Below are 23,694 nucleotides of genomic sequence, written 5' to 3'. Positions count from 1 at the left end.
TTATACTCCCCTATTATTAAAAATAGTGAGTAAAATAATTTTAATATCTAAGAAAATAGATTTATTTTCCAAATAATATAAATCTAACTCTATCTTCTTTTTTTGGTTGTTTGTGTTCCTTGCCATTATCTGAGCCCAACCTGTCAATCCTGGCTTCAATAAGTGAATTCCATACTTTTCCCTTTCTTTAAGAATTTCACCTTCATTCGGAATAAATGGTCTTGGACCGACGAAAGACATCTCTCCTTTAAGAATATTGAGTAGCTGTGGCAACTCATCTATACTTGTTCTGCGAAGAAATCTTCCAATACCTGTAGTGTATTCGTTGTTTTCAATATTTCTTGATGCGACATTAGGAGCCTCTTTTTTCATACTTCTGAACTTATAGATTTTAAAAAGATTCCCCCATAATCCAACTCGATATTGCTTGAAAAAAATAGGCCTGCCATCAATGACTAATATTGCTGCCATTACCAGCAAAAATAACGGTAACAAAATAATCAATAATGAAATTGATCCTAGTATGTCAATTATTCTCTTTAGTATATTATACCGCGTACTCCCCATTCGCTACTCCTATTTCTATTTATATAATTTTAATTTTATATAGCCTCAATAAAAATATAGCTTAACAATGTGAAAACTTGAATTATTTTCAGTAATTATTCATTAATGTTAGGTGCGACAGAATATTCATATTCATTAATCAATATCTTACTAAGAGATTTAATAATTATCTAACGCACTCAATCATAATCACACAGTTACACTCGTTACATTTACAATTTTTAAATGAGATAATACATTATCTCTAGGAAACTTTGGTCTTTTTCTTTTTTCGCCCAAAAGCCATGAGTAGAATCTTATACCTTTTTGTGAAAACCAATGTAGTACAATATACTAAACTTCCAATAACAAGTTTCGTGCCAAAGGAGATAAATAATGAATCAAATCTAAACTGAGAAACCACGAATATAGCACCAAAAGTAATGATGAAATTGAAAATATCTGGTAAAAACCCCTTATAAAAATCAACTAAACTCTTGCCAAGTCCAATTTTAATTAACATAAAAAATGTGATAAAAAAGTTGATATTATAACCAATTGTAATAAATAGTGCTACTGAGTTAATATCACCTAACAAAACTCCTATTAATATCGATGAAACTTGAAGTGCTGAAGACAGTAATCCCGTCTTAAAAAGTAGTTTTGTATTTCCAATACTTTGAAAAATCGATCCCGTACTCGAAGTAATCATCTGAGCCCAAATAGACAGTGCTAAATATCTAAAACTGATTACAGATAGCCCCCATTGATTGCCATACATAATCAAAATGATTTCTTCAGCAGCAAAAAATGAAAAAGCAGATACAAAAACACCTAATACTGAAAGGATGTTTATTACCTTTTTATATTGATTAAAAAGTTTATCTTTATCAAATTGAGATGCTGACAGAATTGGGTGTAGCACAGGTGTAATAACATGGGTTAGATTGTTAACTGGGTATAACATGAGACGGTATGATTTATCATAATATCCAAGCGCTTCACTTCCGATAAATCTACCTATCAACAAATTATCTAAATTTCTCGAGAAATAATTTATTACACTAAACCCCATTTGAAAGGAAGAGAAGGACCTTATTTTCTTTATGCTATCACTATCGACACGGAAATGAAACTGCGGCTTCACAGTAAGATAGTTCCAAATAAATTTTACGAAGGAAACCAATATTGAGTGAAGAACTATTGAGTAGTACTTGAATCCAAAATTTGCCATTATGAGTGTTGGTATCGCTGTAATAATGGTCACTGATACTAGTCTCATGTTCACAAGTTTAAATCTATGTTCTTTTAACAGTATTGCATTGGGAACAATATTAACTGTATTGAAAAATAGAGAAATAGAGAGAAGTATCCCGATTGGTATGTATACACTGTCACCATAAAACATTGATAAAGGAATCGAAAAAAGACTGAATGCAATACCAATCAACAGCCCTATATATACTGTGTACGAATATATATTGTTAACATCATTATTACTTAGTTCTCTATTTTGAATTATTGCTGGTCCGATTCCCATGTTTGCTAGCAAGGAAAAGAATGAGGTAAATACCGTAACAACTGCAACAACACCAAAGTCTTTGGGTTCGAGAAATCTCGATAATATTGCACTATATACTAGGCCCAAAAGAATATTTGAATATTTACCTACAAAGTTAATCATTACAGCTTTTCTGATCGATGTATTTCCCATTATATTTCCTTCCAGTTGTTCATACGAATTATTTTGCATGAACATATATGATATATTTTTATATGTTTCAATCAAATTTAATATTTCAATTTGTCAATCTTTCTACTTAAGTTATATTTATAATATTCCAAATAGATTAAAATCACATCATTGTACCCATATAAGTAATGTTAAGCCTCAAATTCGTATAATTATCTTGAGAAGCACTTTTAAACTATCTTTATTAAGTACTTTAGAAGATTTAACTGATGTTTTCCAAAATGAAAACGCTCGTTTTTTATCTCCACCCATTAAGTATACTTTTGCCAAGTCTAAGTTCTTCTTTGCAAAGATCTTTTTGTCAAGAAAAAAGTCATCATAGTATTTTTGATATATATATTCTCTTGAGGCAATTTTCTTAGAGCTGTCGTTAGATATCCTCTCACCATCATGAATAATATAGTTCATCAAAGGTTCATCTACATAATCGATCTCATGTCTTTTCGATATCCGAAGATAAAGTTCATAATCCTGGGATGCAGGTAGGTTAACATCAAATCCTCCAATATCCCTTAAAGTCTGCGTTTCGACTAAGATACATGATGTTGAACCAATATAGTTCTTTAATAATAGTTCTTTATAAATATTACCCTTTTTTGTAGCTTTATGTATTTGTGTGTTGGAGGATCTTACCATGTAATAAGAGGAATAAACCATTTTGAGATTGAGTCGTTCAATCAAATCCACTTGTTTTCTCAGCTTCTCAACCAACCAGATATCATCATCATCTAAAAAAGCCACATATTTACCTTTGGCAGCAAAAATCCCTGTGTTCCTAGCTGCACATGCTCCGAGATTTCGATCATGTTTAATATAGCGAATTCTGGGATCATCAATTGAAATTATTTTACTTTCAATAATTTTTCTTTCATTGTAGTCATCAGGACTATCATCAATAATAAGAATTTCTATGTTTTCGTAAGTTTGCTTTAAAACACTGTTTAGAGCCATTTCGATAGTTTCGAACTTCCGCTTATATGTAGGAATTACAACAGATATTAAACTACTCATAATCTCTCCTTGGTATTGATCTAAGGTCTATCATATCACCAATTCTCAAGTTCCATTCGTCTGGAGTGAATTTACCATAACCACTTTTGGGGAAAAAAGTCATTTCGCCAAAAATGACACGCTTATTTACATAATAAAAGTCAACTCGTACAAATGGAAAATCTGATGCTAAAATAGCTGCAACTTCAATCATTTCATGAAGCCCCTCTGGTTTTTCAGTTAACTTAGGGGAAAAAGATGCTTTTTGAAGACCATTGAAATCCATATGATTCCAATTCATATCATAAAAATCTACTTCAACAGATTTTTTTCTATTTTGAATTACTTGGCAATAAGTAGGTATTCCATTAAAACAGTATAACTTATAATCAATTAACTCATTAGACTGTTCCTCATCTACAAGAAACTCTTCACAAATGATACGCGGCTTAATATCTTTATAAACCCACTCTCTTCGCTTCCAGTAATAATTTACTTTTAAAGCCCTCTTAAGCTTTATTTTCTCTAATTTCCAATCATACGTACTCTTATCTTTACAAATTGATATAAACCCATTACCAGAAGCATGCGTTGCTTTTAACACGAAACACTGCGGGAGTATTGAAAGGTCAATATCATCCACACTATTATAATAACTAATTAATCGATTAAGGTACTTTTTACCAACTTTCTTTTCTACATAATCTCTAACCAAGAATTTATCCGCACATTGCTGAGCTTCTAGATTAAACCAATGTAGTTTTAGCCATTGTAGTTTCTCTGAGAACAATTCTGGACTCTTCAAATTCGGTTTAAAACCAAGCTCTTTTTGATACATCTTCGTAATTAATCTAATATCACTATAGAAAAACTTATAATAAGATTCAATCAATAAATCATACGTTCTTGACACTATGTAGATTCGTTTCAGTTTGTCTACTATAAATTTAGAATTCATTCTAATCATGTTTACTCGCTTCCTCAAATTGATTGATAAAATTTTATGTAACTTCGGGCTACATTTTCGAGTGAAAACTCCTTGCTTGATTCAGTATAACAAGTATCTGCAATATATTGTCTATATTTATCGTCTGAAATCAGCCTATCTAATAAAGTCTCCATTTTTTCGATATCACCAGGGTGAAAAAGTAATGAAGTAGACTTCAGAATATCGGTCACTCCTCCTATCTGAGATCCTATAGATGCAACACCTGATACAGTCGCCTCTAGGAGGACATTAGGTAACCCTTCTGAATATGATGGTAAAACAAAAACATCAGATGCCTTATAAATCTCAGACATATTATCAACTCTTCCGAGGTATTTAACAAAGGAATATTCAGTATTGTTATTAACTATAGTTTCAATAATATTTTCATGATCTGGTCCACATAAAACCAAAGTGAAGTCCCTCAAAGATTTCTTCGAAAGTCTTCTTGTAGCTTCTAGCAAATCATACGTTCCCTTTCTTCTATTTAATGCGCCTGCATACAATAGAATGATCAAATTATTATCTAATCCAAATCTTTTCCTCACATTACTGCTATCATTAACATTTCGCTTAGTATATGTTTTTGTGTTTACACCATTCGGTATTTTTACTATTTGCTCTTGATTAATACCAACCGCTTGTAAATCCGATTCAATCTGTTTGCTAATTGCAATGTAGTAATCTGCTTTACTCGTCAGTCTGATTCTGAAGTTCCTGATTAATTTATGTAACCACGATAGTTTTTTGATTGTTTTTCTAAATTCTGCTTGTGTCACTTTAATATAAGTGCTTTTTTTTAACAACTTACCTGCATAAATACAAGGAATCGCTGTATGCCCATGGGCACTGATACAATGAATGCTATCAAAAGTATTCTTATGAAGAATAGCCCAAAAAAATACATGAACTCCAAAAAAAAACGAACTCAGAAGCTGATTTTTTATAGAAATGCCTAGATTTATAACTCTAGGTTGAGTATTTTGTGTAGTGTTACAGTTATTTGTTGTCAAAACTGTAAAATTAATCGAATCAGTAATTGACAAAACTTCTTCCATAACTGAACTTATCTGATTACCGTAGCCTGAATAAACTGGCGGGTATTTTAATGTAACAACTAATACTCTTTTATTCATCAAATTTTACTACCTTTCGAATATAGTCTGTTATTTTCCTCAAATAAGGTAAAATGGATAGTCCAAGGAAATACCAAAAAACGGTATCACTGATAAAAGTTCCACTTAAAAGAAGCCGCGTCATAGCAATAATAAAGAATACCAAAATAAGCTTCTTATGCCAATAATCCATGGTTTGGCTTTTTAGCCCTCTATACAGAATGAACAAAATCCATCCTAAAACAACTATTGAAAAAAATCCAAAAGTATACAATATGTCAATATAAAAATTATGCGGGTATGTTGTAGAACCCGTAACATATTGATAATAACCAAGTCCTTTAGGCATGAAATTATTGTCCTTAATAATTCGCAAAGCTTCTAAGTAGATGTCTCCCCTACCAGATGAAGCTGATACTATTCCGTCATTCAGTTGTTTCATTATTTTCATTAAGGAGTAAGAATAGACACCATTCTCTCTAAGGGTTATATAAAGAAGCGTTGTTAGCTTCCTTAATCCACCTGTGACATAAAGGACTCCAAAGGTGCCAATTGACGCCCATAGTGCTACTTTCCATATACCTCTAGCCTTTATAAATGCAGTTACCAATATTATAATCAAACATGTAAGCAAAGCACCTCGGTTTCCAAAAGTAAGAATCATGACGAATGATATAAGACTAAAAAATATGCTGCTTTTCTTCTTATTCTCAACACCATCTATAAATTGAGCAGAAAAAACATAAGACATGTTTACTCCAAAAAACATATACTCAATATCTCCATTGATCACACTTCGGATAAAAACTGTGAATATAATGAGAACAAAATAACTTAGATATACCATGTATTTCATAACATATTTATAATCTAAATCCTGAACACTGAGAAATAGGGCAATAAACCCGAATTTCATAAACTCAGTCAGCTGTATAAATAAATGAGTAGTACTCTCAGTAATGAGTAAGTTAATCGCAATCAATATAGTGATTATGAAAACAATAATATAGTTTCTCATCTCTTTGTATGATTTATTAACAATTATTGATATTATTAGGATGATCCCAGTCACTAGATAGGTAGACAAATTATTCCCTGTTGCCACTCTAATTGGATAAGTTAAGGCATGAACAAACAGAAATACCCCAATAAAAAAACTATTCAATTTTTTCCTGTTAATTGCATCAATTAGTTTATCATTCATCTTATCAATTCCTTATAAATATCCATATATCTCTGGGAAATATCATTCCACCTGAATACAGTACTGCTTTGTAGACAACGGGTTGCTATTTCCTTATAGTCTTCAATTATCATCAATATTTTTTCCGTAATATCACTAGAGCTCTTCGGGCTAACATGATAACCTACAACCCCCTCTGCAAACTGATTGTCAAATCCTTCACCTTCTGAGTAAATGACTGGAACTCCTTGTGATAGTGCTTCTGCATACACTAATCCAAACGACTCAGTAAGTGATGGCATCACAAAAACATGAGCTTTTCTGTACTCTTCAAGGAGCAGCTCGAAAGGCATCTGTTGCTGATATCTGACTCGAGTGTTTCTCACTAATCTGTCATAGATGGCAGAATCCTCGACTCTGCCAACTACTGTTAGTGTCGGATCAAATCCTCTTTTAACTAGCTCCTCTAATGCATTAACAGTCATAAGAACATTCTTTCTTCTATTAATCGCACCTACATACAGTAAATTTATCCTATTGTCGGGCTTATCCTTAATATTTTCAGGCTTATTATTATGCCAATAATCTGAAATTCCATTAGGAACAACCAAAGATTTATCTTTGACTAATAGCTTAATATCTTTATGTACATATGTATCAATTGTTTTTGATAAATATGATTCAGACAGAAAAACAACTCTATCCGCATTTTTTAGTATCTTATTTCCAATACCTCGCAAAAAGACTCTCTTTTTGAAAAATTGATTAATATCTGTATCTCTCACTGTGACAATATATGGTATTCCATAAAGTTGATTTAGCTTATAAGCTAAGTAACCATTTGTGAATAGTGAGTGAGCATGAATTACATCGATAGTTTTAAAATCATACTTACATACTAAATCCTTACATATTTTATTATGCTTAACGCAAAACATATATCGATCATTTTTCTTAAAGCAAGAAGAAATAAGGACATTACTATCAGTGCCCAGAGATTCGCATTCAGGTCTTGCGCTATATCCTTTATAAACGGGTACATAACTTAAGATTTCATGTTTATCTTGTGAGAGCGCTTCCCATAAAGAATGATGAACAGTAGAACTCAAATAGTAAGAGTTAATATTTAAAATCTTCATACATACCTCATTATTTATAGTCAGTCAGTTCAAATCGTATTTGTGCTTTATTTGCAACCATAATATCATAAGCAAGTCTTAATCTACTTGTTTGCTTAACAGCCCACGCAACATCTGTCGCGTACTGATGTGTCCCAGGATTGATCGGATTCCATCTCATTTTATATAATGTGTTTTGATTTAAGGTAGAATGATTTATATAGTTTTTTGAGATCCACGAAGTTCCACCAATTATTGCCTCATTAATAGAGAGCCATCCTTGTTTGTATGCATATTCGGCTCCTAGTTTGATTGGATCTCTGTCATAAGCTCCAATACCAAAAACGTTATAAACCATTTTGGGTTCAACACTAACACCGTCAACTTCACTGACCATGATTCCGTTAGCTAATGCACTACTTCCGTTGCCACTCTCTAAAAATGAATGTGCAATCAGATATGCGATATTGATATTATATAGTTCACCCGCTTCTTTATATGCTGTTCCTTTTCCATCCAAAATTCCTTTACCAAGCAACTCTTTGTTTATGCTGGCTACAGAAAGATTTGGACCTCCAGATAGATCCATAAACTGAAGAAAGCTACTAGGTACTGTGTCAACTAGTTTTACCCCTTCTACATCGATATATCCATTAACACCTGCATATTGAACATAGTACATTTTACCAGTTGACCCCAAATAATCTAGAATAGTATTTCTGCTTATGGAAGTTACCACAGTTTCTTTAGATGAACCGCTATACATATTAATATTATCATAAACTACCTGAACTGATGAAATTTTAGTAGGTACATTCATTGGCTTACTTACTGTCGAAACGTAAGCTCCAGAAACCCATCCGAATCCTACACTCGTATTTATTTGATACCAACCATCAACCATATCAACAACATCATATTTAGCACCTCTGTTTACTTTTCCTATAACGACGCCATCCACAACAGATGGATTGGATCGAACATTGAGAGTGTCCGTACTAATTATAACAGATGATATCATTCCTTCAGTTGAATCTTCGAAATGCAAATATTTTTTTGAATTCATGTATTGTTCTACTTCTGACTTTTCAGCAGCTCTCCACCTGTTGTTAGGATCACTGGAGTATATAATTGGTTTTGCTCCAGAGTTCATCTGTAAATCCAAGGCATCAATAAATGCTATATTAGAAGTTATCTTCGTATAAGTATTATGACCAAGAACTTCCGCTATGAAATCAAGTCGAGCATCCTGATTCATACTACTAAATCGGTCTTTCACTTTGCCTCTGATTCTGTATATCCCATTTTTTAATGGAACCCATTTGAATTGATTATTTGGAGTATAACTTGATAAATACGACCACTTTCCCGTCGTAATATCTTGAATCGCTACCTGGTATAAAATCTCGCTATCACTCTTACCATTTAAAGTAATCGAGTAGTCAGATCCAATGTAAAATCCTTCTTCAACAATCATTTCGTTTAAGACTGCTTTCGGTTCCAAAACTTCAATAAAGAAATCCTTTCTAGAGTCTTGATTTGATGTACTGTATTGATCTTTAACTTTTACACGAAGTCTATAACTTCCTCCTCTTTGTGGAATCCAGTTGAAACTGTTCCTTTCAGAATATGATTGAGGATACGTCCATCCACCTCGTGTAAGATCCTCTACTGCAAACTCATATAAAATACTACTTTGACTACTACCATTGGCTACTACTTCGTAAGCACTTCCTGCAAATTCACCTTCAACAACAACCACTTCATTAAGTGTTGCTTTAGGCTCCTTTATCTCAATAAACAAGTCTTTTCTCGAATCTTGATTCAACGTAGAATATCTGTGTTTGACTTTTACTCTAATTCTAAATTTACCAGTTTTTGTTGGATTCCAAGCCAAACTATTGTTAGCAGAATATGGCTGAGGATATGTCCATCCACCACTTGTTAAATCTTCAATCGCATACTCAAATAAAGTATTACTGTTGTCAGAGGCTTCAGCTGTAATATTAATCATCTTTCCAATGTATCCATCTAGGTTAGTAGCTGACACTTCTGTTAATACCGATTTTGGATCACTAACTTCCACAAAGATGTCTTTTCTTGAATCTTGATTTAATGTGCTATTCTCATTTTTAACCTTTACTCGTATCCGGTAGCGGCCTGCTCTATCAGGAATCCAAGTCGCAGTATCCACGCTTGAATATGGTTGTGGATATATCCACCCACCTCGGCTTAAGTCTTCAATCGCAAACTCATAGAGGACTGGTAACCTACTTACCGCAGTAGCAACAATAGTATACTTTGAGCCTGAAATTTGACCTTCTACTACTTCTACACTTTCAAGAATAGCTTTTGATTCTTTAATCTCAACAAAAAGATCTTTTCTTGAATCTTGATTAAGACTACTATACCTGTCTTTAACTTTTACTCTAATCCTATAAGTACCAGGTTTTCGGGGATTCCATGTTGCATTATTTGTAGTAGTATAACCCCCTATATACTCCCAACCTCCACGTTGGAGATCTTCTATAGCAAATTGGTAGAGAGGCTCATTAGAACTTTCCGCCATCGCTTCTAAATAGAGAGAACTATCAACCACTTCGTCTCCAGACATTGTAAAGTAAGTCACTTCAGCTCTGTTGACTTCGGCTCCGAAACTAACTCTAGTTCCCATAAGCATCAGTGCAGTGATTATGATTGTAAACATAATAGATTTTCTTTTTATAACCATAGTATCCCCCTCAAGACATGTAGATTCTCACCTGAAAATTTATGTGATCTTATGTTAGATTAATACTGTATATTTATGTATATTACATTGAACATCAACTCTACCTAAGAAAACAATAACGAATTCTTATTCTTTTATTCACTTTTTTCTGATATGATAAATGAAAGAAGTCGCAATATTTAATCATTGCTTCTTTACAATCATTCAATAAGGAGTGGATCATATGAAAATTGATTTAAACAATCCAAGAGTCATCCTGGCCCATGAAATTCGAGAAAGCTTAAGTGATGTCGAATTTGAAGGTCCAGAACTCGTCGCCATGGCTGTAGGTGGATCAGTTTCCAGAGGACAAGCAGATGCTTTCTCTGATCTAGAACTCCTTTGCTTCTGGGATGTATTTCCAGATGTCGATACCAGACAAAAGCTGGTGGACTCAATTAAAGCAGATCTCATTTTCCCCATTGACGATGACCAAAATGAAGACAATCTCATTCTGAAAGACATCCAGATTGATATTCTTCATAATACCGTTGATTACTATGATAACATGATTGAAGACGCCTGGGAGTTCCATTTGGCTGATTATCAGACCTTAGGATTCCTGGACACCATCACCTATGCTTATCCTCTTTTCGGCGAAGATATCCTCAATGCCTGGAAAGAAAAGACAGAGGTCTATCCAAGAGAACTGGCAATCAATGTCATCTTCGATAATCTTGTTAAGCTTCATAATGGAAACATCGAGCTCTACATCCAGAGAGATAATCCCACTGAATATTATGCTCAGATGGTTACCATTCAAAGAAAACTCTTTAATATCCTTTCAGCAATCAACAAGACCTATGCAGGAGGCTACAAATGGATGTACCCTGAATTGGAAGCAATGACCATTGCTCCAGTGAATGTAGCTCTTAGATTTAAGGAAATGTTCTCCATCAATAAATTTGAAGCTGTAGAAGATCTTTATGCTATAGTCTTTGAGACACTGATTCTTGTAAAACAGCAATTCCCAGAAGTGGACTTCAGCGTAGAAGAAACCTTTGATAAGTTTATGATCAAGAGACTTCCTCTCTAAAAAATAAAACCAATACAAAAGCTTGGAGCAGTCCAAGCTTTTATATTGAATTCATACACTATGTAATAATACTCTTTTCGGTTTGTTTTTTCAAGTTCAATACCGATTATTATCATATTATGTTAAAATTAACACGAAATAGGAGGTGTATGGTGTTATCACTAATTTATAACTTGCTATCCTTAGGTCTTTTTTTAGGAATTATTATTGTAATACTATTTATTCTCTATAAAAGCATGAAAGGGAGATCAACTTTCCAAAAATTAAATAGACTGACTGTCCTTGCCATGATCATAACTTTCATTGGACTCGTTTTTTTAGGGTATGGATTCCTAAATGCTGTACTTGGTTCTACTCTTGTTCTTCTGCTTATCCGGATCTCCTACGTGATCTACGTGGACTCCAATTAGCGTCAGATTATAGGATTTTGAAACTCTCTATCACAATATACATTCAATACCTATATATTGTAAATTATATCCATAATTAAAATAAAAAATTATAATAATTATCTCCATATAATTAGAATATAAATATTATTTTCATAATTTATTCCGTGATTTGTATTATTTTGGTCAATCCATATTATAATATAAATAATCTTGAGTATGCTAATTAAGTATTTAATGCATATTTAGATTATGCAGATATAATTTCTGGGGAGGACTTAATGAATAACAACATTTTTATTCACGCAAAAAACGGAAATAGAGAGGCGATTGAATTTGTCATCAAGACCGTTGAACCCTTTATCTTTAAACAGTGCCGTAGAATGAAGCTTCAAGAACATGATTTTGAAGATTTGTGCCAAATCTCCTATGAAGCAATCATCAAAGCGATACCAAAACTGGATGAAAAGCATTTGGATTCAGCTCCATCTTATCTTATGAAATGTATCCATAATGCACTCAAATATGAAGCCAGACGGATTCTTGCAAAGCCACAGGATACGAGTCTCGATAGTGAGGATAAAGATGGGATTACCCATGCTGAGAAACTCGTCGCCAAAGAAAATACGGAATCCATCTTCATCCGTGATGAAAACACTTCTAGAGTCAAAGAAGCTTTTATGACCTTAACCCCGGAAGAAAAAACAGTGCTTTCATACTTTATCCAAGACCCTTATGGAGGCATCAAAAGATATTCAGAGCTCTATGACACCGACTACCGTAAAGCCAGATACCTGAAAGATAAAACACTGAAAAAAATGAAAGCCTATCTGGAAGCCCATAAAGATGATGACTTTGAATTCTGATTTCCGTTCCAAATAAAACAAACGAAATTATACTGCACTCAAGATATACAAAGCTCGAAGGCAACTTCGGGCTTTTATTTCATTGAAAAATCTCAACCTGCTTACTTTCCTATGGTAAAATACCAGTAGAAGGTGATAAAAATGAATCTACTATTAAAATCTGCTGAACTGCTGAAAAACTCAAAAAATATACTTGTGCTTACCGGTGCAGGCATGTCCACAGAATCCGGTCTCAAAGACTTCAGATCTAAAGACGGACTGGGGTCAAGTCTTTATGAAGGGTATTATCCAGAAGATCTTCTCTCCAGAAGATTCTTTTACCATAATACAGCCCTTTTCTATCAGTACCTAAAAGAAAAGCTAAATGTTACAGGATTCTCCCCTAATAAAGGACACCTGATTCTAGCGAAGTGGGAGACCACTCTTACTATAAATATCATTACACAGAACATCGATATGCTCCATCAAAAAGCAGGCAGTAAAAACGTGTTGGAACTTCATGGCACATTGGCCACCTGCACCTGCACAAACTGCCACCAGAAACGATCTCTTCACGAGATTTTTAAAGATGGTTACAGCTGTCTCTGTGGCGGTGTATTTAAACCAGACATCGTACTCTATGATGAAGAAGTCTCACTGATCCATAAGGCATTCACCATGGCAGAAAAAGCAGACCTTCTTCTTGTTTTGGGAACCTCACTTAAAGTATATCCAGCTGCCAGTATCCCTGAGGTATTCGGTCTAAAAAATAAATCTATGATCATCATCAACAGAGATGCTACTCCTTATGCGCACCACTATAATGTGACCGAAATTCATGATGGTATTGGCAATACTCTTGAAAAGCTAGACAAGCTATTGAATAAAATATAGCCTCAAAATTGAAGACTTCCGAAGTAAAGTCTTAGTTTTGGTTGAATATTTCTTAATTTATCTAATTTGTCATATTTTCAGCCAAATATACTGTATAATTGTAAATTGAAATAATAATATAATATAGTCCCTCGGAGGTACTTTAATGAAGAGAAGAGAATATAAGACTGTAAACAAAAAAAAGAAAAATGTGAAAACACCTTTACTCATTGCCCTGGCTGTTATACTTTTTCTCAGTGGGTTCGGTTATGCTTATGTACATAGTCTGCTGAACTCCACTAATAAAGAAGCTATAACAACAGACGATGAAGGACTTGGAATTGGTGATAAGGAATTTGAGTTTGAATATGAAGAAGGGGTTGAAATCCCCGGAGGTGTGGGAGAAAACGGAGATCTTCCTTTTTATTATGAGGATGTAAATGGAATTACAAATATTGCTCTCTTTGGGGTAGACGCTCCCATCGGAAAACGAGGCCGAAGCGATGCCATCATGATTGTGACCATTGATAGAAATTCCAAGAAAATCAAGCTTTCCTCCATCATCAGAGACAGCTATGTGAATATCCCAGATCGAGGAATGGATAAGGTAAACCACGCTTATGCCTTCGGAGGTCCTGAACTGGCGCTGAAGACTTTGAACTCCAACTTCCATCTAGATATTAAGAACTTTGCCACCGTAAACTTTACAACACTACCTAAAATTGTTGATATTTTGGGGGGCGTTAGTATAAAGGTTACCAACGCTGAAGCATCAAAAATATCTGGAATATCTTCAGCAGGAACCTATAATCTAACTGGTGCCCAAGCACTACAATACAGTAGAATCAGAAAAATAGATTCTGACTTTGCTCGATCTGAACGTCAAAGAACCGTTATGGAAGCAATCATCAAGAAGATGCTTGATAAGTCTGTGACTTCCTATCCTGGTATCTTAAGTAAGATTATGCCATTAGTAACAACAAACATGGCTTCTAACGACATTCTAAGTATTGCAGGAAATGTAGTGACCAGTGGTATTAGAACAGTGGAGCAGAACCGCTTCCCTGAAGACAGTTATTCCAGTGGACAAACCATCAAGGGCATCTACTATTATGTCTTCAATCGTGAGTCAGCAATCCATAGTATCGGTAGATACATCTACCTAGATGAAAAAACAACCAATTAGAGTTCTTGAGCACTACAGAATACAACGTTCTGCAGTGCTCTTTTTTTCTCCTTCTGTGAAACACTGCTCCAATAATCAAACAACAAAGACTCAAAACAGATTTGTAACTTTCTTTCCGTTGAAGCCACCACCATACAATGTTATAGTTATAAAAGAAGTCATGAAAGAGGGATTTATATGAAGAAGTTTTTTGCAGTACTCCTCATAGCATTTGGCCTGCTCCTGATCTTTACCCCAAAAATAAAAGATCAGGTCATTCAAAATACCATCAATAACACCGTTGAGGTTGTGGCTGATTATCCACCTGAGAAGATCAAAGAAAATGAACAGAATGAAGAAGCAGAATTTGATTTCTCCATCGTAGAAGATATCAGCGTCACAGGTACTCTCCTGGATGCTAGTAAAATCAATAAGAACCTGCTCATTGGGCAACTGGTCATTCCCAGCGTCGATATGAACATCCCGATATTTAAGGGCATCAACAATGCAAATCTTCTTGCAGGCTCTGCCTCCATGAGAAAAGACCAGAAGATGGGACAAGGAAACTACCCCCTTGCCGGTCATTATTCCAAAGATAAAAATATTCTTTTTGGCTCCCTCATGGATGTGAAAAAAGGAGACATTATCAGGCTCACAGACAATGAGACCATTTATGAGTATGTTGCCTATGATGTGACCACCGTACCAGACACCGCCGTGTACATCATTGAAGATCAGGAAGCAAAAAAGAGAGGAAACGCCATACTTTCCCTCATGACCTGCTACTACTCTTCTTCCACGGGCAAACGCTACTTTGTCATGGCAGATTTCAAGACCTCCTACCCCTATTCTAAAGACCTGCTCCACTCAGAAGCCGCGTATAATGCTGCCAACTGACCAGGGAGAACTAAAGCACTAAAGCAAATAGAGCCCTCATCTGAAGAAAACTTCAGATGAGGGCTCTATTTATTATGATTACTTCTCAATTTTCAAAAAAAGGAACCTGGCATATACTAGCTTAGGCTTCAATCATCACGCAATAGATAGAGGTTTTTGCTTGTTTCTGCCAGGTTCCAGTGGTATGATGCTCCGAGCTTCCTCTCTGCGAGTAAAGAACCGGTTGTCCGCGAAAGACGGAATAACAATCACAAGATTTAATTTAGCATACTTAATACCACTTTGCAATCAAATACCGTAAAAATATATCACTTTAGAAGAACTTAAGAAATTCGGAGATCCAGTATTTTCAACTGTACTCTGGTGATGCCGTTGTAGGTGTTGAGATCCGGATAGAAAAGAAGATCCACCTTCTTGTCTTTCAGCAAAAGATCCAGTCTTTCAGGCTCCATGCCATGGACCTCCCTATAATAATCCTCCAGTTTCTTCACCCCATAGAAATAGATACCTTCCACCAAGGAAGTTTCCGACTGGAAAAGAAACTTCAGATGGTCTTTCTTCTGTCCTAGAACATAGATCTGAGAAATGGTAAGCTCCTTCTCCGCAAAGACGGGCTTCGGATTCTCCTTGCCAAAAGGTTCCAGAGCATCCAGAGCACGGACAAAGCTTTCTGTGATCTTCCCAGGCGAAAGCCTGGCATCAATACGCACCTTCGGCAAAAGATCCTCTTCTGACAGCTCTGAATTCTGATTCAGACTCGCTCTCAATAAGTTCAAATGCTCCTCTTCTATAGTAAGCCCTGCCGCCATGGGGTGTCCACCAAATTTTTTCAGATGCTCCTTCACACTGCTGAGCCCTTCAAAAATATTATACTCCTCAATGGATCTAGCAGATCCTTTCAGCCCATTTTCTGTGGTGGTCAAGACAATGGCTGGTCTGTAGTATCTCTCCTTCACTCTTCCTGCAATAATTCCAGCAAGGCTCTCATGAACGTCCTCCAGATGCAGAACCATCACATGGTCCTCTTGGTAGCCATGGGTACGGATTACGTCCTCCGCAAGGATGATGCCCTCTTCTGTCATGGCCTTTCTGGTCTGGTTCAGCTGATAAAGCTCCCTTGCGAGTCTTCTGGCTTCTTCCCCTTTTGAAAACAGAAGCTCCACACTCTTTCTCGCCGTGGCCAGTCTGCCTGCCGCATTAAAGCATGGGCCTAGAACAAAACCGATGCTGTAGGTGGAGACATCTGTAAGAGAAAGATCAGCAGCCTCTGCTAAGGCAAGTAGACCTTCATTTTTACTATTCTTCAGTAGGGCTAAGCCATGTTTCACAATGATCCTGTTTTCTCCCGTAAGGTCCATGATGTCTCCCACGGTGGCAATGGCAGCATAAGGAAGATACCTCGTGACCACATCCTCTTCGATCCCCATGACCTCATAGAGCTTTATGATGAGTTTAAACGCCACCACAGCGCCGCAAAGCCCTTTGTAGGGGTAAGAGCACCCTTCCTGCTTGGGGTTCACCACAGCGTCCGCTGGGTGCAGCACCTGCTTCTTCTCATCTCCTTCTATACTATAAGGAATATCATGATGGTCCGTAACGATAATGTCCATACCCAGGTCCTTGGCATGCTGCACCGCTTCGAAGGCTGAAATACCATTGTCAAAGGTAATAAGAAGATCAATCCCCTCTTCTTTGGCTTTCTCCACCATATCTTTATTGATGCCATAGCCGTCCTTTACCCGGTCTGGAATCTCGTAGTCCACCAGAGCATCCACTTCTCTCAGCGCTGACAGCGCGATATAGATGCTCATGGATCCATCAATGTCAAAATCCCCTACGAGGCGAATTCTCTTTTCTTCCTCCAAGGCCGTTAAAATCAGATCCACCGCCAAGTCCATATCCTTCATAAGACCCGGATCGTGAAGATCCGAAAGGCTGGGGTGAAGATATGCCTTCATCTCCTCCAAGGTTCCTGGACACCGGTTCACAAGGCATCTGGCAATCTCTTCTGGAAGATTCAGCGCTCTACTCAGCGCACCATAATCTGTCCTGATATTCTTCATCATCCATTTACTCTGCATGTTCTCTTATCCTGTTCTTTCTCATATTTTCATTCATACCATTCATTATAGCCAATTTTTTCAAGAGAATGCAAAAAGAATCCCTGATTTTACTCAGAGATTCCCAAAATTCATAGTTCTATACATGGAGACTCTTTTCATCTGCGATGTACAGGGATTCTACTTTCCTTTCTTTTCCAGAAGGAAGTTATACTGCATATCTTCCCGAAGCTTTGCCGCATCCTCTTGAAGCCCTAAAGCCTCCAGAAGAGAGAATCCCATTTCCATCGATGTGCCCGCTCCTCTTGAAGTAAGAATGTTTCCGGACTTTACGAAGACTTCATGAACATACTTGTCCGGATGAATCTTCTCTTCGAAGGTTGGTGCAGAAGTGGCCTCATGGCCCTTTAGAACCCCAGCTTCCTCCAGCACCCAAGGTGCTGCGCAAATAGCCCCTATGAGCACCTGATCTTCATTGTATTTTCGAAGAAGATCCAGCACTTTTTCGCTGGCTGCCAGATTGTTCACACCAGGAACGCCTCCTGGAAGATACACCAAATCATAGTCATCATTATAGATGTCAATGAACTCCAAACGAACGTCACTTTTCAGCGTGATATTATGAGATCCTGTCACATCCTCTTTTTCTGTAATAGACGCCACTTGCACTTTCACCTTGGCTCTTCTTAAGATATCTATGACAGAAACCGCTTCAATCTCCTCAAATCCAGGTGCCAGCAGCACCAATGCTCTTTTACCGCTCATCTTTCATCCCTCCGAATCATTTCTTGATCATTCCACTGATTTCTTCAATGTTTTACTCATTATATCATGAAATTCTTAAGAAATTATCAACTTCTTAGAGTACTTTGAAAGAGAAATGGAAACAGAAATTTCGAGAACCCTGCCAGTATTTATCCTTAAATCACGGCAAAGATCCTGTCTAGAATCCTAGCATTCATCCTGGTCTCAGCAAGGGACAAAAGCGGAAGCTTTCCGTCCAGAATGCTCACAGAAAAGTCCTCAAACTCCTCTGTAAACTTCTCACAAGGCTCCACATAGATGTCTTCCTTCTTTCCCTCTAGATGAAGCGTTATAGTTCCGTCGTTGTAGAGGAATGGATCCGGAATCACCAGTCTTCCCTGGGTGCCAATGATCTCTGCCTCATTCTTCTCAAAGGAATTGAAGCCGCTGTGGATCACCGCAGTAACTCCATTCTCATATTCAAAAAGCACCGTGCTCTGAACATCAACACCTTCTTCTACTTTCTTTGTTCCCAGGATACTGATGGGCTCTTTTTTCATCAGAAGCGTCAGGAAGTTCACGCCATAACTGCCCACATCATAAAGAGCACCTCCACCCAGGTCCTTGTCCATACGGATGTCTCCTTCCTCTTCCATCATGAATCGGAAGGAAGCATCAATGTGCCTGGTTTCTCCTAAGACACCACTGTCCACAATCTCCATTACTTTCTGTATTCTTGGAGTATAGCGGTACATAAAGCCTTCCATGAGGAGTCTGTCCTGTTCTTCCGCCCGCTTCATCATATGGACCACCTCGTCTTCTGTAAGACCCAGAGGCTTCTCACAAAGCACATGCTTTCCTTTTTCCAGTGCCTTCACGGTCCACTCCTTATGAAGACTGTTGGGCAGCGGAATGTATACCGCATGGACGTCTCTGTCCTCCAGAAGCTCTTCATAGGACCCATAGATCTGATCAAAGGGCTCTTTTATCCTCGCCTCTTGGATCTCTTCCTCATCTTGGCTTGCCAGGGCATACAGATGAGAATGTTTGGAATCCAGTATGGCTGGAATGCCTGATTCCTTGGCAATGGATGCATACCCTAATATTCCCCAATTAATCTTTTTCATGTCCTACCTCCGTTGGTATCTATCTTTTTTTATCTCATTCTTTTTAATCAGCTTTTTAAAAAAGCTGCTACTAAGGAGTATAGGCATAATCTTTTACCTTGACATGAACAGGAGGAAAACACTCCTTAAGAATTTTTGAACAATGGGAAAAAGAAAAGGACAGTGGAGGAAGTAGACTGCTCTCTAACCCTCTCCTGTCCATTATAGTACTATCTTTACTGCCTAAGCTTCGCCCCGATGACCAGGAGAAAGAAGATCGTTCACCTTCTTCACCGGATTAAAGGTGGAAAGGGGCACCTCCACAAAGAGAGTATTCCATCTGTCCATGGCCCCATTCCAGAGTCCTGGATGTTCCAGGGCTTTGATGGGTTTCCCTTTATAGCTCTTCATGGAAATGAAATATCTGTCCTCATTCACGTACCGAAGAAGATCAAACTTTTCCCCTTTATAGTCTCTTACAAAGCACACCAGATCCACAGGATTAAAGAACTCTGAAGTCTCAAAAAGCATCCTTTGATCTTCTTTCGAAAAATCCACTTCACTCTTTTCGCAGATCTGAAGATCTGTATAGTCTCCCTGGTCCAGGACAAAGGGTCCTCCACCAGGTTCACCCTGGTTCTTCACCACGCCGCAGACCCGAAGGGGCCGGTTAAGAAACTCTACTGCTTTCTCTCTTGTGAGCTCTCCTTTATAGGAGATATGAAGATCATTCAAAAGAAAGTCTTTCACTTCCTGAAGATCCACCTTGTTTTCCAGAAGCTTCAGAAGATACCCATCGATTCTTTTCTTCATCTCATAGCCGATGGAAGCCAGCTTTTTCTTAGAATCCACTGTATCCTCTAAGAACGCCCGATGGCAGACATTATCGATGTTTTTAATGAAGATCACATCCGCATCCAGATCATTGAGGTTTTCAATGAGGGCTCCATGACCGCCAGGTCTATAGAGATATTCTCCATTTTCTAGAAGAAAGGGTTTATTTTCCAAATCCACTGCCACTGTGTCCGTGGAGGACTTCTGGAAGGAATAGGTCATATCCAAAGGTTTTCCCGCATCTAGTGCACGCTCTCGATAGGACAAAAAGAGCTTTTCATGGTTTGGAGAGATGGTGAAATGAAGCTTCAGATCTTCCGGGCTCAGATACCTCTCCCCCTCATAGAGATGCTCCTCAATGGGCATGGCCGAAAAGTCCTCATAGCGGTTCATTTTGATGAAGGCTTTGGGGTATTCTCCATACTTCATGTCAAAAAGTAGATGTTCAATGATTCGTTTGCGGTCTTCCACCCGATCTTTATGAAGATTCTTCTCTAAAAGAAAGTCCTTGAGATCCTCATAGAAAGGAAATTCTTCCAGACGACTAAAAAACTCCGTGATGGCCTCCGTCTCTTTTCCCTCTTCCAGATACTGATAAAGATCCTCAAACATTCTGGTGGCAGCGCCACTGGCAGGCACAAACTTTACGCAGCGAAGGTTCAGATACTCCTCCGAAATTTCATTAGAATTCGTCAGATGCTCCCGGGTTACAGGAGATACAATACGTACATACCTTGTTCCAGATTTAAATTTCTCCAAATTCTCTTTCATAAGATCCTCCAACTATACTTCTTTTCATGTTTTATTCTTATTATACTTTAGAATCCCATAAAAAACATATCATCCATTTATCTTCAAAGTTTTACATCGTATTTACTCCGTATTTCCGATATTTATTGATTTTACGTGATTTATTTCATAAATAATTAAATACACTTCCTGTATTGATATGCATTCGCGTATTCTTAGATAAAACTGTCATTTGTAGATGCTTCTGAGGATTCTGTCCATGACACGCGCCTGGAGAAGGCTTTCCTGAAGCGTAATGAGCGGTCTGGACTTTTCTATAACAGCCTGAGAAAAGTCCTCCACTTCTAGCATGTACCGGCGACAGCCAGGTACGGAAATAGTCTCTACTTTACCTTCATGATAGAAGGTAAGCGCTCCTTCCTCTTCCAGGAAGGTATCTGGAATCACCAGTCTTCCCTTGGTTCCTAGAATCTCACTAGAGTTTACTCCATAGGCATTGAAACCACAGTGCAGGGACGCTGTGACGCCATGACTATAGGTCAGAAGCACCGATGTCTCAATGTCCACTCCTTCCTCCATGACAGAAGATACAAAAAGATCCTGTGGCTCTTCCTTCAGAAGGAGGTTTGCAAAACTCACGGGATAACACCCCACATCATAGAGAGCTCCTCCACCCAGCTCCTTCTTCATCTTGATGGAATTGGGCCGGTCCAGATAAAAACGGAACGAGGAGTCTATGTGACGAATCTCCCCTAAAACGCCGCTACCCACGATCTCCATAACCTTTTTCATTCTAGGAGTGTAGCGGTACATGAACGCCTCCATGAGAAGGACGCCATACATTTCGCTGACTTCTGTCATTTCCTTCACTTCATGCTCTGACAAAGCCAGAGGCTTTTCACAAAGAACATGCTTCCCCTTCTCCATGGCCTTTACCGCCCACTCTTTGTGGAGGGCATTGGGCAGCGGAATATACACCGCCTGGATGTTCTCATCTTCCAAAAGCGCCTCATAGGTCTCATAGACCTTCTCAAAAGGAAAAAGGCTCCTTGCTTCTTCTCGTTTCCCGGAATCTCTAGAAGCGATGCCATATAGACTGGCGGAAGGTGCCTCCAGTATTGCCGGAATCAGCTCATTTTTGGCAATTCTGGCATACCCCAGTATGCCCCAGTTGATCTGTTTCATTTTTATACCACTCTCCTACACTCAAAAGGAGCACGAAATCTGACCTAAGAAAGAGTGCTCCCTTTGTATTTGCCCACCATGATGGACTTCTTCTCTCTTCCAGTTTATCACAGGAAAGGTTCTTTGCTCCCTTGCCCCGTAATAAAGAAAGACACGCCCAGCTTTCGCCTGTGCCCTTCTCTCTTCTGTGATTATTTTCGTCCTACTATTTCTCCTCTTCTGGCGCCAGAACGTTCAAATGCGCCTTCAGCACCTCCACCGTAAAGGGCACCTTGGGTCCTTTCTCTCCGTCCAGATCGCTCTCATAATGCTCCTCTCCTACGGGGGTCACCTTCATTTTTCTTGTAGCAAAGTACGTCAGGTGATCTGACGACGCCACATCTCCTTTCAGAAAATCCGGTAGAATTTTCGCTGTATCCAGAAGGCTCAAGTCTTCTATAAGAAGCACATGCAGCTTTCCATCCTCCAGGGTCGCCTCAGGGAAAATGCCTTCAAAGCCTCCAAGAGATCCAGAAAGGGATCCTACCACCGCCATGAGCTCCCCTTGGAAGACCTGTTCCTTGCTGTCAATCTTCAGCTGAATCTTTTCCTTCTCCATGAGTTGTTTAAGACCCGCCAGAAGATAGGCCAAAGGCCCCAGCTTTGATTTCTCATCGGGTGTCACCTGATGGATGCTTTCCGGGACTCTTCCCAGGGCAAATCCGCTTGTAAAATACCGGTCTCCTGCTCTTGCGATATCGATGGGCCTCATTTTCCCTTTTGTCAGCACTTCGATGGCTTCTTCTGGCCGGAGTGGAATCCCCAAAGCCCGTGCCAGGTCATTGACGGTGCCTAAAGGAATGATGCCTAAGGCTGGCCTTACCTCGTTTTCAGACAGACCATTTACGACCTCATGGACCGTACCGTCTCCCCCCATGGAAACCACCAAAGAGACCCCTTCTTCTGAAGCCTCCTTGGCGAAATCCGTAGCATCCTCTGGTCCCTTTGTTTCCTTCACTTCTACTTCCTCATAGACTTTTTGAAGCTCCTTCACCGCTTCTTCTGTATAAGCTCTCGCCTGTTCTTTCCCTGATGAAGGATTGACAATCAGTACTGCTTTTCTTTTCATAGCATCCACTCCTCTTTCTTACACACGGCCATCTATGGGAAACCTGCTGCTTCAGGGTCTCCCAAAAATCCGCTTACTCTACATTTCAGTATAAGAACATACTGTGAAACCGCTGTGAACCCCAAAATAACAAACCTTGAAGACGAAACAAAAGAAAACTCTTAGTAGAAAGGGCTGATCTCACCTTTCTACTAAGAGCGTTTCTTTTAAGATGTCTATTCTCTTTCAGGTGTTCCTTC

Annotated in this window: 19 protein-coding genes; 5 read left to right on the top strand and 14 right to left on the bottom strand. The window is 38.0% G+C overall.

All coding sequences use genetic code 11. The features are described 5' to 3' along the window. The 8 genes from T487_RS0111000 to T487_RS0110965 all read right to left on the bottom strand — a co-directional run bounded on the left by T487_RS0111000 (position 1) and on the right by T487_RS0110965 (position 10,424). Positions 1–567, bottom strand: a complete 567-nt coding sequence (locus T487_RS0111000) for a sugar transferase (RefSeq protein ID WP_031577179.1) — start codon at positions 565–567, stop codon at positions 1–3. 244 nt (positions 568–811) lie between these two features. Then, positions 812–2,260: a lipopolysaccharide biosynthesis protein gene (locus T487_RS0110995; protein WP_031577178.1), complete on the bottom strand. Its 1,449-nt coding sequence runs from the start codon at positions 2,258–2,260 to the stop codon at positions 812–814. Between the two features lie 177 nt (positions 2,261–2,437). Next, positions 2,438–3,310: a glycosyltransferase family 2 protein gene (locus T487_RS0110990; protein WP_031577176.1), complete on the bottom strand. Its 873-nt coding sequence runs from the start codon at positions 3,308–3,310 to the stop codon at positions 2,438–2,440. Continuing rightward, positions 3,303–4,256, bottom strand: a complete 954-nt coding sequence (locus tag T487_RS0110985; RefSeq protein WP_051651678.1) for an ATP-grasp fold amidoligase family protein — start codon at positions 4,254–4,256, stop codon at positions 3,303–3,305. Before T487_RS0110985 ends, T487_RS0110990 begins: the two co-directional genes overlap by 8 nt. A 14-nt stretch (positions 4,257–4,270) precedes the next feature. Then, on the bottom strand, positions 4,271–5,413 hold the full coding sequence (locus tag T487_RS0110980; protein ID WP_031577174.1) for a glycosyltransferase family 4 protein: 1,143 nt from the start codon (positions 5,411–5,413) through the stop codon (positions 4,271–4,273). Next, entirely contained in the window at positions 5,406–6,596 is a 1,191-nt protein-coding gene (locus T487_RS0110975) for an O-antigen ligase family protein (protein WP_031577173.1), read from the bottom strand. Before T487_RS0110975 ends, T487_RS0110980 begins: the two co-directional genes overlap by 8 nt. Further along, positions 6,593–7,714, bottom strand: a complete 1,122-nt coding sequence (locus tag T487_RS0110970; protein ID WP_051651677.1) for a glycosyltransferase family 4 protein — start codon at positions 7,712–7,714, stop codon at positions 6,593–6,595. The genes T487_RS0110975 and T487_RS0110970 overlap by 4 nt, the downstream gene beginning before the upstream one ends. Positions 7,715–7,724: 10 nt before the next feature. Then, the gene (locus T487_RS0110965) at positions 7,725–10,424 is read right to left on the bottom strand and encodes a triple tyrosine motif-containing protein (RefSeq protein ID WP_031577171.1); all 2,700 of its coding nucleotides are present in this window, start codon (positions 10,422–10,424) and stop codon (positions 7,725–7,727) included. A gap of 223 nt (positions 10,425–10,647) precedes the next feature. On the opposite strand from T487_RS0110965, the gene T487_RS0110960 reads away from it, so the two are divergent. The 5 genes from T487_RS0110960 to T487_RS0110935 all read left to right on the top strand — a co-directional run bounded on the left by T487_RS0110960 (position 10,648) and on the right by T487_RS0110935 (position 15,668). Beyond that, positions 10,648–11,499, top strand: coding sequence for a DUF4037 domain-containing protein (locus tag T487_RS0110960; RefSeq protein WP_031577170.1), 852 nt, complete (start codon positions 10,648–10,650; stop codon positions 11,497–11,499). Positions 11,500–12,169: 670 nt separating this feature from the next. After that, complete coding sequence (locus T487_RS0110950) at positions 12,170–12,754, top strand: sigma-70 family RNA polymerase sigma factor (RefSeq protein ID WP_031577168.1); 585 nt, start codon at positions 12,170–12,172, stop codon at positions 12,752–12,754. 141 nt (positions 12,755–12,895) lie between these two features. Next, positions 12,896–13,627 carry an NAD-dependent protein deacylase gene (locus tag T487_RS0110945; protein ID WP_031577167.1) on the top strand — a complete coding sequence of 244 codons (732 nt, stop codon included), beginning with the start codon at positions 12,896–12,898 and terminating at the stop codon, positions 13,625–13,627. Positions 13,628–13,772: 145 nt separating this feature from the next. Beyond that, entirely contained in the window at positions 13,773–14,792 is a 1,020-nt protein-coding gene (locus T487_RS0110940; RefSeq protein WP_031577166.1) for an LCP family protein, read from the top strand. Positions 14,793–14,969: 177 nt separating this feature from the next. Then, entirely contained in the window at positions 14,970–15,668 is a 699-nt protein-coding gene (locus T487_RS0110935; RefSeq protein WP_242848055.1) for a class A sortase, read from the top strand. A gap of 323 nt (positions 15,669–15,991) precedes the next feature. Here the strand turns inward: T487_RS0110935 and recJ are convergent, their stop codons facing one another. The 6 genes from recJ to T487_RS0110905 all read right to left on the bottom strand — a co-directional run bounded on the left by recJ (position 15,992) and on the right by T487_RS0110905 (position 23,455). Next, on the bottom strand, positions 15,992–17,734 hold the full coding sequence (gene recJ / locus T487_RS0110930) for a single-stranded-DNA-specific exonuclease RecJ (protein ID WP_162178250.1): 1,743 nt from the start codon (positions 17,732–17,734) through the stop codon (positions 15,992–15,994). Positions 17,735–17,908: 174 nt separating this feature from the next. Further along, positions 17,909–18,493 carry a DJ-1 family glyoxalase III gene (locus T487_RS0110925; protein ID WP_031577162.1) on the bottom strand — a complete coding sequence of 195 codons (585 nt, stop codon included), beginning with the start codon at positions 18,491–18,493 and terminating at the stop codon, positions 17,909–17,911. 155 nt (positions 18,494–18,648) lie between these two features. Then, a complete protein-coding gene (locus T487_RS0110920) occupies positions 18,649–19,599 on the bottom strand; it encodes a Gfo/Idh/MocA family protein (RefSeq protein ID WP_031577160.1) in 951 nt (316 codons plus the stop codon). Positions 19,600–19,821: 222 nt separating this feature from the next. Beyond that, the gene (locus tag T487_RS15500; RefSeq protein ID WP_051651676.1) at positions 19,822–21,183 is read right to left on the bottom strand and encodes a DUF4301 family protein; all 1,362 of its coding nucleotides are present in this window, start codon (positions 21,181–21,183) and stop codon (positions 19,822–19,824) included. Between the two features lie 207 nt (positions 21,184–21,390). After that, positions 21,391–22,347 carry a Gfo/Idh/MocA family protein gene (locus tag T487_RS0110910; RefSeq protein ID WP_031577159.1) on the bottom strand — a complete coding sequence of 319 codons (957 nt, stop codon included), beginning with the start codon at positions 22,345–22,347 and terminating at the stop codon, positions 21,391–21,393. A 205-nt stretch (positions 22,348–22,552) separates the two neighbouring features. Next, on the bottom strand, positions 22,553–23,455 hold the full coding sequence (locus T487_RS0110905) for a diacylglycerol/lipid kinase family protein (protein WP_031577157.1): 903 nt from the start codon (positions 23,453–23,455) through the stop codon (positions 22,553–22,555). Positions 23,456–23,694: the final 239 nt, after the last annotated feature.

This window comes from Proteiniclasticum ruminis DSM 24773 (genome assembly GCF_000701905.1).
Classification (GTDB): Bacteria; Bacillota; Clostridia; order Clostridiales; family Clostridiaceae; genus Proteiniclasticum; species Proteiniclasticum ruminis.
The sequence above is the reverse complement of the archived record's forward strand: the minus strand, read 5'-3'. Positions and strand labels throughout refer to the sequence as shown.